This is a genomic window from Microvirga puerhi, assembly GCF_020089865.1.
GTDB classification, from domain to species: domain Bacteria; phylum Pseudomonadota; class Alphaproteobacteria; order Rhizobiales; family Beijerinckiaceae; genus Microvirga; species Microvirga puerhi.
Genome location: NZ_JAIRBM010000029.1, coordinates 1 through 12,903, shown reverse-complemented (window position 1 = coordinate 12,903; position 12,903 = coordinate 1). Strand labels below are relative to the sequence as shown.

Sequence of the window (12,903 nt, the reverse complement as noted above, 5' to 3'; positions counted from 1 at the left end):
CTCATCCGAACAGATCGAGGCGATTGCGTATCTGGAAAAGCCTGAGCGACCCGAGCGAGACGGCCAGGAGGAGGACGACGCCTTGAAAGAGAGGTTGCCAAAGCGGCTCCAGATCAAAGACGAAGAGAAGATCCCCGATCGTCCGGAACATCAACGCGCCGAAGACGGCGCCGATGACACTCCCCTTACCGCCGAACAGCGAGATGCCCCCTAAGACGACCGCGGCAATGGAATAAAGCGTGTAAGCACCGCCGTTGGCGGCTGACGCTTCGCCGGAATAGGTGAAGAAGGTCAGGAACAGACCGCCCATGGCGGCGAACAGGCCAGACAGGCAATAGGCGACGAATTTGGCTTTCCGGACCGGCACGCCGGACATGTAGGCGGCGGCCTCCGACGAACCTACGGCATAGACGGCACGGCCGATTTCCGAACGCCGGAAAGGCAGCCAAATTGTCAGGATGATGAGAAAAAGCACCACGAGACTCGCCGGAATGCCGCCGGGAAGCTGACCCGTCAGGCTATCGGCGAGCTCGGAATTCACGTCGCCCCCCGGAACGGGCCTCAGGAAGAGCGCGAGACCAAAATAGACGGCACCGGTCGCGATCGTCGTGACGATCGGCTGCAGACGCCCGAAGATCACCACGAGCCCATTGATCGCACCACAGAGCAAGCCCACCAGAAGAACACCAAGGAGGCCGAGAGCCGTCATTCCGGGTGAACCCACGACGATCCACGAAGCGAGGCAATTGGCCAGCAGAAAGATCATTCCAACCGAAAGGTCGATTCCGGCAGTCAACACGACCGCGGTCTGCGCCATGGCGACAAGAGCAAGGATGACGCCCTTGTTGGCAGCCGTCGTCACCACGTTTGCCGTAAAGCCAGCCGGGTGATTGCCGGTATAAATGCCGAACATGATCAGGAATACGGCAAAGGCGAGCAGCGTGTCTCTGTTCTCGCCAACGTGGTATCGCCAGTCTCTCACCTGGCAGCGACCGACTTCTCGCCGGCCTCCTCTGCTTGGCGCCCAATGTTGAGCGCACTGCTGACAAGTGCGCGTTCCGTGATCTCCTTCCCCACCAGCTCCCGCTTTATGGCGCCGCCATAAAGCACCAGAACGCGGTCGCAACATCCGATCAACTCGGCATAATCGGTCGAATAGAAGATGATCGCCCTGCCGGCATCGGCCAGCTGACGCAGAAGCTTATAGAATTCCTGCTTCGTTCCGACATCGATGCCGCGCGTAGGATCGTTGAGAAGGATGATCCTGGGAGTAATCATGAGCCATTTGGCTATCAGGACCTTCTGCTGATTGCCTCCGGAAAGCGACCCGACGGGAATGTCTGTTCCATCCGCGCGGATCGCGAGGAGCCGGATCATGTCTGCCACGGCGGTGTTCTCGACGTCCCGATCAATCACGCCGAAATGCGACAGGCGCCCGAGCGCCGCGAAGGACAAATTGTCCCGCACGGACATGGGCAGCATCAATCCCTCGGTCTTACGGTCCTCCGGGATGAGAGCCATGCCCAGATCGGAGGCCTTCGCGCGGTGGGGGCTTGCCACGGAAACGGGTTTGCCCTCGATCCGGATCTCGCCCGAAAGCCCGCGGAGCACACCGAACAAAGCGAGCAGCAATTCGCGCTGCCCCTGCCCATCCAAGCCTCCCAGACCGACAACTTCGCCGGCGCGTACACGGAATGAAATGTCTTTAATCCGGCTCGTCCAGGACAAGCCACTGGCCTCAAGCAGAATTGGCGTTTCCTGTCGTCCGACGTCCGGCTTTGGCGGGAAGACGTGACTGTATTCTCGCCCAATCATGAGCTCGACGACTTCATTGTCGGACTTCGTACCCGCCCTGTACGTCGCGATGTTCCGGCCGTTGCGGAAGACGGTGCAATCATCGGCGAGTTCGGCAATCTCTTGCATACGATGGGAAATGTAGAGCAGAGCAAGTCTCTCGGATCGAAGGCGCTTAAGAACCGTGTAGACTTTCTCCACGTCCGCGGCTGCCAACGCCGATGTCGCCTCATCGAGGATCAGAATGCGCGGCTTGCGAGCCAGAGCCTTGGCGATCTCGACGATCTGACGCCGAGAGAGAGGCAAATCCTTGACGAGCGTCAGGGGATGAATGTCCGGTCCTCCAGCCCGTGCGAGCGCTTCCTCAGCAATTCGGCGCTGAGCCTTTCGATCGATCAAGCCGAAATGCTTCGGCGGGTTGCTGATGGAAATATTGTCCGCGACAGACAGATCGGGGAGGAGCGACAGTTCCTGGAAAATGCAGGCAATTCCAGCACGGTTGGCGGCGGCGGGCGAGGCGAACTGCACCTCCCTACCCTCCATGATCATCCGTCCCTCGTCAGGCGTCACGACGCCGGACATGACTTTGATCAGGGTCGATTTTCCGGCTCCGTTCTCCCCCAGGATCGCGTGTATGCGGCCCATCTCCACGCTGAGGCTCGCGTTCTGTAGGGCGCTGACGCCGCCGTAGCGCTTGGACACTCCTTCCATCTGGAAGAACGCCATGAGGGACTCATCCGGTTCGTGACGGGAAGCCGCGTCGCGGGATGACCTGCGACGCTGGGCGCAGTGCGTCCATTATTGGTTCGCCTCCGACTGTCCCATGATTTCCTGCGCGGTGAAGTTGATGCCACAGGTGGGGAAGGCGTTCCCGACAAAGAAGTTGTCGGATTGCTCGGAATAATAGTCCTGACCATCCTTGAGGTTCGGATCCTCGACTCGAGCAAGAGGCAGCTTGATCGATTGCGGCACCACATTGCCCTCCAGAGCCGCAATGGCTGTCTTGATGGCAACGGCCACTTGAGCGGGCCCCGTGCCACCGGACGCGCATTTCAGGCCATCTGCCGAGTACTTGGCGCAGAACTTGCGAAAACCGTTCTCCGTTTCGCCTCCGAAGGCGACGAACGGATGCTTGGCGTCGATCATCGCCTGGACAACGCCCGTGTCCCCACCCTGCGCGGTCATCCCGTCGAAGTGCTTATGCACGGCGATGGCATCGGCCGTGACCTTCTGGGCGGTCGGGTCGTCCCATTTTCCAAGGACCTCGACAGTCTCCCATGGCTTGCCAGAAGCCTTGAAGACCTCTTGAATGCCGTCGTGACGGTCTCGATCCACTGAGGTGCCGGATACGCCGCGCACTTCAAGAATCTTGCCGCCGTTCGGCAGGTTCTTGACGAGCCAATCGGCCCAGTACCTGCCGAGCCCCTTCTGATCGACGTTGACGTTGATGGCGTCCTCGGTATCCAGCGTATTGTCGAATGCGACGAGAACCACGCCGGCATCGTTTGCGCGCTTGATGACCGGCCTGAAGGCCGTCGGATTTTGCGCATTGACGACGATCGCATCATACCCAGAATCGATGAAGTTATTGACGGCTGCGATCTGCGCCGCGACATCTTCGCCCGTGGACACAACCTTGAACTCCTTCAGCTTCGCGGCCACATCCGGCTGCGACGCATAGGCCTTCGCGGTCTTGATCATCTGAATACGCCACGTGTTGGCGATAAAGCCGTTTGCGAGCGCTATTCTGTAAGGCCCTGCTTTTCGTTGAAACTGGAAGAGCTTCACATTCTCCGTCCATGGCGCGAAACAATTCGGATCGGAGTTCGGCCCACTCACCACCTTGGGCCCAGCGGCATAGGACGCCACACTGAATATGCTATGGATAAGCAAGACACCGCCGAAACCTGCGACACGGCGCATGCAGGAGCGCGATTTCATGGCTGTTCCTCCCATGGAACATCTTATTGCAAATCGCCGAAAAGCCTCGGCTTACGATTCAGGCCTCGAATCCGATTCTCTTATTAGCCTCTCTACTTTAGCACAAAACAAACATACTAGCATTCCCGATCAGACGCCAGGTTGTCATGGCACCTTCGCCAAGAATTCAGCTTACATTATGATTAAATTTTTAGCTCAGTACTTCGAAGTCTGCTTTTGATACTTCTGTTTGGGTAATCCAAACGGTTGAGCTGATGCTCGGTTCGCATCTGATGCGCCTTGACACCACTCTTACCCGGCAGAAGGTCCATTTGTCCTTCAAGGACCAAGCTCAGCCCGCCCCAGTATATAATCCACTAGCAGGCATCCCATGCGATGCGGAGTACTCAATCGTCGACTTAGTGCACACTCAATCGCGAGATCGGATCATTAAAGACTGTATCTTCTCGGCGAGATCTGTGACGCGGTAAGGCTTGTAGAGAAGGTCGAATTCATCGATGGTCTCGACACCTTCCATATAGCCTGTCGTGAGAAGGACCTGTACGTCCGGTCTTTCCCCCTTGATATATTGCGCGAGATCAATGCCGGTCAGTTCTCCCGGCATTCGCACATCCGAGAGAACCAGCCGAACGCGCTCGTTCGATTGTAGAACGTGAATCGCCTCATCCCCGGTCTCCGCTTCCACGACGTCGAATCCCAAGGAGCGGAGCGTTGAAGTTGCCACCTGACGAACAGACGGATTGTCCTCGACGACGAGCACGGTTCTCCCTGCTCCGAACGGTTCCACCGTATCGGCTGGCACAGTCTGGAGGGCCTCGCCGAGATTTTTGGTACGAGGCAACAGAATTCGAATGGTCGTTCCCTCGCCAGGCACGCTTTCGACGTCGATATGACCGTGAGATTGCTGCACAAATCCATAGACCATGCTGAGCCCGAGACCGGTCCCTTTCCCGCTTTCCTTCGTCGTGAAGAACGGCTCAAATACGCGCTCTAGAACTTCGGGAGACATTCCCATTCCGGTATCGCTCACCGACAGCACGACGAATTCGCCCGAGGGATGATTTCTTCCCTCTTCCAGCGTTCGGTTTTCAACCGTGACAGTCAGATCTCCGCCGTTTGGCATCGCATCCCGCGCATTGACGGCGAGATTGAGTAAGGCGGCCTCAAGCTGTGCCCGGTCCACCTCAATCGGCCAGATGTCCTGATCAATCTGAAGATCCACATTGATCCGCTCGCCAAGCGTTCTCCGCATCAGTTCCAGCAGTCCTGGCATCAATGTTGCCACATCAACTGTCGTAAGCTGCAATGGCTGGCGCCTTGAGAATGCCAACAAGCGATAAGTCAAATCTGCGCAATGCTGCGCGCTATCGATCGCCATGCGAACGCGACGTTCCGCCTTGCTGTTGCCCTTGATGGAATTTTGCAACAGATCCAGGTTGCCGATTACCACGCTCAGCATGTTGTTGAAGTCGTGAGCAATGCCACCGGTGAGCCGGCCCACTGCTTCAAGCTTGCTTGTATGGAGCAAATCCTGCTCCATCTGTTTGCGCTCGGTCATGTCGAACCACATGCCGAAGACCTCGGCTGGTCCGCCTTCGTCATTGCGAATGAGGACGGTTTGATCGAGAAAATGACGTTCCATTCCGTCGGCGCAACGCCAGCGATATTCCAGAGTGACCGCACCATCCTCCGGCAAGCGCTGGAGCTCGGTGATGACTCGTACCCTGTCGTCAGGATTGAGGCGCGACGACCAGAATTCCGGATCCTTCGCAAAGTCGTCAGGGCGAAAGCCTGTAATGCGTTCAATGCTCTCGTTCGTGAACTGGAGCCGGCGATGGTCCTCCCGCACGGACGCCGTGTAGAGTGCGATAGGAAGGGATTGTAGGACGATGGACTGATGCTCTTCACGGCGGCGCAGAGCTTGCTCGGTCTTCAGCTTTTCGCTGCGGACCCGGAGGTTCTCCATAAGAAGCCTCCGTTCCTCTTCACCCTGCCGACGAATTTCCTCAGTTTTACGGTAGAGATCGACGAAAACATCGACCTTGGACTTTAAAATCAGAGGTTCGATGGGTTTGAAAACGTAGTCGACGGCCCCAGCCGAGTATCCTCGGGAAACATGAAGTTCATCCTTGTTGTATGCTGTCAGGAAGAGAATCGGCACACGCGAGGAGCGAGGGCGGCTACGGACAAGATCGGCGACCTCATACCCGTCAAGACCCGGCATCTGAACATCCAGAAGGATCACTGCAAAATCCTCCTGGAGAACGCTTCGCAACGCATCTTCTCCAGAGTCCGCCGTGACGATCTCGATTCCCGGCGCCTGCAGCACCTCTGCCACCGCTTTAAGATTCCGAGAATCGTCATCCACGATTAGAATTTTTGCAAGGATGGGATCCGAGAATCCTCTCAGCGGCGTCGCGACGAACTCCGCTGAGATCAGTTCCTGCGATCTAATACGCTCTTTCATGACCTCGGCCTGATCTCGGCGGCGCCGGTCGGAATAGCCTGCCCGTCCGCCACATAGACGCTTCGTCCGAGCTGAACGCGCAGGACGGCAAGCAGTTGATCGATGTCAACAGGCTTCGAGACATAGTCCGTCGCTCCAGCCTCAAGGCATTTTTCTCTGTCGCCCTTCATCGCCTTTGCCGTAACAGCAACCAGCGGAATGTCCCGATAACGATCGATCTTACGGATCTCCCGCATGGTTTCGTAGCCATCCATTTCCGGCATCATGATATCGACAAGGACGATATCAACCTCCGGCGTCGCCTTGAGTTTCTCAATGCCCTCCAGACCATTCTCAGCGAAGACGACGGACATTCCCTGCTGCTCAAGAGCACTCGTCAGGGAAAAAATGTTGCGCATGTCATCGTCAATGATCAGAACGCCACGACCCGCCAAGGATCCGTCTGTCCGCCGCTCAATGACGATTGGCCGCTCCTCGGCAGCCAGATTGATCGCACGGTGCAAGAACAGGGCTGTATCGCTCAAAAGCTTTTCGGACGACCCTTCGCCCTTCACGATGACCGTCGCCGCGATCCTCTCGAGCCGTCGCTCTTCGGCACGCGTGAGATCCTTTCCAGTGTAGATGATCACCGGAAGATCTTCCCCACCTGGTGTCTTACGGACACGCTCTATGAGTTCAGCTCCCGAGAGGTCGGGCAGCCCAAGATCGATGACCGCACAGTCGAAGCGCCTAGCCTGTATGGCTTCCAGCGCGCTCTCCGCCGTACCCACGGCGGTTACGTCAACCTGCTCGTCTCGAATGAGTTCATTGATGCTCATCCGTTGCTTGTCGTCGTCTTCGACAAGGAGAAGCTTCTTGACGGGCCTGTCGATGAATTCCTTCGTGCGGTCCAGAGCGCCCATCAAAGCGTCCCGGTCGACCGGCTTCTCCAGGAATCCGAAGGCGCCGGCCCTCAGGCCTCGCTTCTTCTGGTCGTCCACCGAAATCACATGAATCGGTACATGCCGCGTCCGAGGATCATGCTTAAGGAGGTCGAGAAGCGCCCATCCATCCATATCGGGAAGGCCGATGTCGAGCGTGACGGCGTGTGGCTTGTAACGATGCGCCAATGCCAAGGCGGCCGCGCCATCCATCGCGATGAGCCCCTTGAATCCTTGCTCACGCGCAAGCTCCAGAAGGACAGAGGCGAACATCGCGTCGTCCTCGATGATGAGAACCACACGGTCGCCAGCCGAAATCGAGTGCCTATCGTCCAAAGAGGCGGAGAGGGCCATTGCGGCGGGAGGCTGCCTTAGAAGCGACGCATGCGGATCATCGCCTCCAACCACGTGCGCGTCATTGCCACTTCCGAGACGGGAACTTACCGACGTTGGCAACACATGATTTGCTGGCGGTTCAAGAGGCAAGAACAGCGTGAACGTTGACCCACGCCCGGGTGCGCTCGACAGAACAATTTCTCCTCCAAGAAGGCGCGCGATCTCTCGGCTGATGGAGAGGCCAAGGCCGGTTCCACCGTATTTACGACTGGTCGTGCCGTCGGCCTGTTGGAATGCTTCGAAAATGATGCGCTGCTTGTCCTCGGAGATGCCGATTCCGGTATCTGTCACGGAGAGAGCGATCCATTCGCTGCCGGCTCGAAGTGGCGTCCCTTCGGCCGAACCGATACGAAGCGTCACGCCGCCCTGTTCCGTGAACTTGAAGGCATTCGATAACAGGTTTCTTAGAACTTGCTGCAGTCTCTTCGCGTCAGTTTGGATGGCCGGCGGCAGTTTGGAATCCATCTCGACATGGAAATCAAGGTTCCGCTCCTCCGCCACTTGGCGGAATGTCCGCTCCATATGACCGATGAGATCCTGGAAGCCTACACTGGAGATCTCAAGACTTACAGTTCCTGACTCGATTTTGGAGAGGTCCAGAATATCGTTGATGAGAGCCAGCAGGTCTGATCCTGCCGCGTGGATCGTCTTTGCAAATTCACGCTGTTTATCCGACAGATTGCCTTCAGGGTTCTCTGTTAAGAGCTTTGATAGGATCAGCAGAGAATTCAACGGCGTGCGGAGCTCATGGCTCATATTCGCCAAGAACTGGGACTTGTACCTGGAAGTGAGGGAAAGCTGCTCCGCCTTTTCCTCCAAGGCTGTCTTGGCGACAGAAACTTCCTGGTTCTTCGTCTCGACCTCACGCTTCTGCAATTCGAGGAGCCGGGCCTTCTCTTCAAGCTCCTCATTGGTCTGTTGCAATGTATCCTGCTGTTGACGCAGAAGCTCTTCCGATTGGCGCAACGTCGCCGCCTGCTGCTCCAGGCGATCGTTCGTCTTCTTCAACTCCGCCTGCTGACTCTGGAGCTCCGTTGTCAAAAGTTGAGATTGCTTCAGAAGACCTTCGGTTCGCATGTTCACGGCAATCGTATTGAGAACGATGCCGATCGATTCCGTCAGTTGATCGAGGAACGACTGGTGCGTTTCCGAGAATCGATTGAACGATGCCAGCTCGATAACAGCCTTGACATCCTGCTCGAAGAGAACGGGAAGGACAATGATATTGAGGGGAGGCGCTTCTCCCAGAGCCGAACTGATCCTGATGTAATCCCCGGGAACATTCGTAAGAAGAATGCGATTCTTCTCATACGCCACCTGCCCCACAATACCCTCTCGGAAACGGAAGCGATTGGCCAGATGTTTTCTCTCTGTGAAAGCATAGGAGGCCACGAGATCAAGAACAGGCCCGTCGCCATCGGACTCAACCGTGTAGAACACACCATGCTGTGCATTCACGAGTTGGGCGATCTCCGACAGGATCATGTTTGAGACAGTGGTGAGATCACGCTCGCCCTGCAGCATGCGCGTGAACTTCGCAAGGTTGGTCTTCAACCAATCCTGCTCCGCATTCTTCAACGTCGTATCGCGCAGATTGCGGATCATCTCGTTGATATAATCTTTCAGGGCAGCGACTTCGCCGGAGGCCTCGACCGTGATCGACCGCGTCAAGTCGCCCTTCGTGACGGCCGTCGCCACATCTGCGATGGCTCGCACCTGAGTCGTCAGGTTCGCTGCAAGCTGATTGACGTTGTCTGTCAGGTCTCGCCAGAGGCCGGCCGCTCCAGGGACCTTCGCCTGTCCACCAAGCTTCCCTTCGACACCCACTTCACGCGCCACGTTCGTCACCTGGTCGGCGAAGGTCGCGAGCGTATCGATCATCTCATTGATCGTGTCGGCAAGCGCCGCAATCTCGCCTTTTGCCTCCACGGTCAGCTTTCGCTTCAGATCACCCTCGGCAACGGCGGTCACGACACTGGCGATGCCTCGCACCTGGCCAGTGAGATTGTTCGCCATCATGTTGACGTTGTCGGTCAAATCTTCCCATACGCCTGCGACACCGCGCACCTGCGCTTGACCACCCAGCTTGCCCTCGATGCCCACCTCGCGCGCCACGCGGGTCACTTCGGAAGCGAAGGAGTTAAGCTGATCCACCATCGTATTGATGGTGTTCTTGAGTTCCAAGATCTCGCCGCGCACCTCGACGGTGATCTTCTTCGACAGGTCGCCGTTCGCCACCGCCGTGGTCACATCTGCGATGTTGCGCACCTGACCGGTCAGATTTGCCGCCATCATATTGACGTTGTCGGTCAAGTCCTTCCAAACGCCGGCGACCCCTCGCACCTGTGCTTGGCCGCCGAGCTTGCCTTCCGTGCCCACTTCTCGCGCCACGCGGGTCACTTCACCTGCAAAGGAGTTGAGCTGATCCACCATCGTGTTGATCGTGGATTTAAGCTCCAGAATTTCTCCCTCAACCGCAACGGTAATTTTCTTGGAAAGGTCGCCGTTCGCTACTGCGGTCGTCACTTCGGCAATGTTGCGAACCTGCGCAGTGAGGTTTGCTGCCATCATGTTGACGTTGTCGGTGAGATCTTGCCAGACGCCACCGACACCACGCACCTGTGCTTGGCCACCGAGCTTACCTTCCGTACCCACTTCGCGGGCGACGCGGGTCACCTCGCCTGCGAAAGAGTTGAGCTGGTCTACCATCGTGTTGATCGTGGATTTAAGCTCCAGGATCTCGCCACGCACATCCACCGTGATCTTCTTGGAAAGGTCACCGTTCGCCACCGCCGTGGTTACATCTGCAATGTTGCGCACCTGACCGGTCAGGTTCGCCGCCATCAGGTTGACGTTGTCGGTCAAGTCCTTCCAAGTGCCAGCAACGCCTTCCACGCGGGCCTGACCACCAAGCTTACCTTCTGATCCGACCTCGCGCGCCACGCGCGTCACTTCCGAGGCGAAGGAATTGAGCTGGTCCACCATCGTATTGATGGTGTTCTTGAGTTCCAAGATCTCGCCGCGCACCTCGACGGTGATCTTCTTCGACAGGTCGCCGTTCGCCACCGCCGTGGTCACATCTGCGATGTTGCGCACCTGACCGGTCAGGTTCGCCGCCATCAGATTGACGTTGTCGGTCAAGTCCTTCCAAGTTCCGGCGACCCCTCGCACTTGCGCCTGGCCGCCGAGATTGCCTTCTGATCCGACCTCGCGCGCCACGCGGGTCACTTCCGAGGCGAAGGAGTTGAGCTGGTCCACCATCGTGTTGATGGTGTTCTTGAGTTCCAAGATCTCGCCGCGCACCTCGACGGTGATCTTCTTCGACAGGTCGCCGTTCGCCACCGCCGTGGTTACATCTGCGATGTTGCGCACCTGTCCGGTCAGGTTCGCCGCCATCATGTTCACATTCTCGGTCAGATCGCGCCAGACGCCGCCGACGCCCTCCACCTGTGCTTGGCCGCCGAGCTTGCCTTCCGTGCCCACCTCACGGGCGACGCGCGTCACCTCAGAAGCGAAGGAATTGAGCTGATCCACCATCGTGTTGATCGTGGATTTCAAGGCCAGGATCTCACCCTTCACATCCACCGTGATCTTCTTGGAAAGGTCACCCCGGGCGACCGCCGTAGTCACCTCCGCGATATTGCGCACCTGGCCGGTCAGGTTCGCCGCCATCATGTTGACGTTATCGGTCAGGTCCTTCCAGACCCCGCCGACACCGCGCACCTGTGCCTGACCGCCGAGCTTTCCCTCCGAGCCCACTTCCTTCGCAACACGCGTCACCTCGGAAGCGAAGGAGTTGAGCTGGTCCACCATGGTATTGATGGTGTCCTTCAGCTCCAGGATCTCGCCCTTCACATCAACGGTGATCTTTTTCGATAGGTCTCCGTTCGCCACAGCGGTGGTGACTTCCGCGATGTTACGCACCTGACCGGTCAGATTTGCGGCCATGAGGTTGACGTTGTCGGTCAGGTCTTTCCAGGTTCCGGCAACGCCTTTCACCTTTGCCTGGCCACCGAGCTTGCCCTCCGAGCCAACCTCGCGGGCGACACGGGTCACTTCCGAGGCGAAGCTTCCCAATTGTCCAACCATCGTGTTTACGACTTTGCCGATTCTCAGGAACTCGCCGCGTAGAGGACGCCCGTCGGTCTCAAGCTCGATGGTTTGCCCGAGATCGCCCTTGGCAACGGCGCCGATCACACGAGCAACCTCGACGGTCGGCTGCACGATGTCGCCAATCATGGCGTTCACCGAGTCGATGCATTCGCTCCAGTGGCCCGTCGCACCAGCAAGCCGGCCGCGTTCGCCGATCCGGCCCTCTTTCCCGACGACCTTCGCGACACGATCGATCTCTTTCGCGAGGCCGTGGTTCAAGTCCGCGATATCATTGAAAGCTTCGGCAATCTCCCCATCGATACCAATCAGGTCGGTTGGTAGTCGGACGGAGAAATCGCCCTTCCGGAAGGCGCGCAAAACCTTGAGAAGCAGCCTGGGATCAAGCTGCGGAGCGGAAGTTTCGACTTCAGGCATGGGCCCCTCGTAACTTTGTTCCGGGCCGTTGCCGCCCAGACCCCGAATGTGCTGACGTTTGTACGGCTTTTGTCGATTGTCCTCGCACGGATGCCGGCGAAATATAACGGACTATGGAAACCTTAGTTCCATTTGAAAGAATAGATTCTTCCCTTCAGAAAGGGCAATTCGGCGCTTAAGCCGCCCTGGAGAAGCAGTATTTTTGAAAGATGGTAAATATCGGCCCTCAGTTGAGGACAGATCGTCTCATGATTTCGGATACTTTAGAGATTGCCGGTGGCAATGACATGTACCGGCGAATGAAATATCGACCCGTTGGCGTAAATTACTAGAGCCTTTACATCCGTCCCACCAACAAAAAGCCCCGCCGAATGGCAGGGCTTTGGAGAGATCAGGTCAAGGCTCTCGCCTTTTCGGACGCTGAGCCAACTCAGTCATGGAAGTCGTGGCTCTCCATGAGGATTTCGCGTTTTCCGGCATGGTTGGCCGGGCCGACGATGCCTTCCTTCTCCATCCGCTCCATCAGCGAGGCAGCGCGGTTGTAGCCGATCTGCAGCCGCCGCTGGATGTACGAGGTCGATGCCTTCTTGTGCCGAATAACGATGGAAACTGCTTGATCGTAGAGATCGGCTGATCCCAAGTTCAAATCCTCGTCTTCGATGAGAGGCACATCGTCCGTGTCGGCCTCAGTCTCGTCTTCTGCAGTGACCGCCTCAAGATAAACCGGCTGCCCCTGACGCTTGAGGTGGGCGACGACCTTCTCGACCTCCTCGTCCGAGCAGAACGGTCCGTGCACGCGGGTGATCCGCCCGCCGCCGGCCATGTACAGCATGTCGCCCTGGCCCAGAAGCTGCTCGG

7 protein-coding genes are annotated in these 12,903 nt (G+C 57.6%); 1 reads left to right on the top strand and 6 read right to left on the bottom strand.

Going from position 1 to position 12,903, the window contains the following annotated elements; translation table 11 throughout:
• Position 1 precedes the first annotated feature (1 nt).
• The 3 genes from K9B37_RS23235 to K9B37_RS23225 form a co-directional block, all read right to left on the bottom strand.
• The gene (locus K9B37_RS23235) at positions 2 to 982 is read right to left on the bottom strand and encodes an ABC transporter permease (RefSeq protein WP_224315993.1); all 981 of its coding nucleotides are present in this window, start codon (positions 980 to 982) and stop codon (positions 2 to 4) included.
• Positions 979 to 2,520 carry a sugar ABC transporter ATP-binding protein gene (locus K9B37_RS23230; protein ID WP_224315991.1) on the bottom strand — a complete coding sequence of 514 codons (1,542 nt, stop codon included), beginning with the start codon at positions 2,518 to 2,520 and terminating at the stop codon, positions 979 to 981. The genes K9B37_RS23235 and K9B37_RS23230 overlap by 4 nt, the downstream gene beginning before the upstream one ends.
• Positions 2,521 to 2,592: 72 nt before the next feature.
• Positions 2,593 to 3,717, bottom strand: coding sequence for a sugar ABC transporter substrate-binding protein (locus K9B37_RS23225; protein ID WP_224316072.1), 1,125 nt, complete (start codon positions 3,715 to 3,717; stop codon positions 2,593 to 2,595).
• 16 nt (positions 3,718 to 3,733) lie between these two features.
• Between K9B37_RS23225 and K9B37_RS23220 the strand changes: the two genes are divergently transcribed.
• Entirely contained in the window at positions 3,734 to 3,955 is a 222-nt protein-coding gene (locus K9B37_RS23220) for a hypothetical protein (RefSeq protein ID WP_224315989.1), read from the top strand.
• Positions 3,956 to 4,144: 189 nt separating this feature from the next.
• Here the strand turns inward: K9B37_RS23220 and K9B37_RS23215 are convergent, their stop codons facing one another.
• From K9B37_RS23215 to K9B37_RS23205, 3 genes are all read right to left on the bottom strand, one after another.
• A complete protein-coding gene (locus tag K9B37_RS23215; RefSeq protein WP_224315987.1) occupies positions 4,145 to 6,202 on the bottom strand; it encodes a response regulator in 2,058 nt (685 codons plus the stop codon).
• Positions 6,199 to 12,045, bottom strand: a complete 5,847-nt coding sequence (locus K9B37_RS23210) for a HAMP domain-containing protein (RefSeq protein ID WP_224315985.1) — start codon at positions 12,043 to 12,045, stop codon at positions 6,199 to 6,201. Before K9B37_RS23210 ends, K9B37_RS23215 begins: the two co-directional genes overlap by 4 nt.
• Before the next feature lie 430 nt (positions 12,046 to 12,475).
• Positions 12,476 to 12,903: DNA translocase FtsK (locus K9B37_RS23205; RefSeq protein ID WP_305072174.1), on the bottom strand; the 428-nt coding region annotated here is incomplete at its 5' end.

Coding starts and splice junctions, on each gene's coding strand:
- K9B37_RS23225 (WP_224316072.1), bottom strand. CDS start 3,717: ATGCGCCGTGTCGCAGGTTTCGGCGGTGTCTTGCTTATCCATAGCATA.
- K9B37_RS23220 (WP_224315989.1), top strand. CDS start 3,734: ATGGCTGTTCCTCCCATGGAACATCTTATTGCAAATCGCCGAAAAGCC.
- K9B37_RS23210 (WP_224315985.1), bottom strand. CDS start 12,045: ATGCCTGAAGTCGAAACTTCCGCTCCGCAGCTTGATCCCAGGCTGCTT.
- K9B37_RS23230 (WP_224315991.1), bottom strand. CDS start 2,520: ATGGCGTTCTTCCAGATGGAAGGAGTGTCCAAGCGCTACGGCGGCGTC.
- K9B37_RS23215 (WP_224315987.1), bottom strand. CDS start 6,202: ATGAAAGAGCGTATTAGATCGCAGGAACTGATCTCAGCGGAGTTCGTC.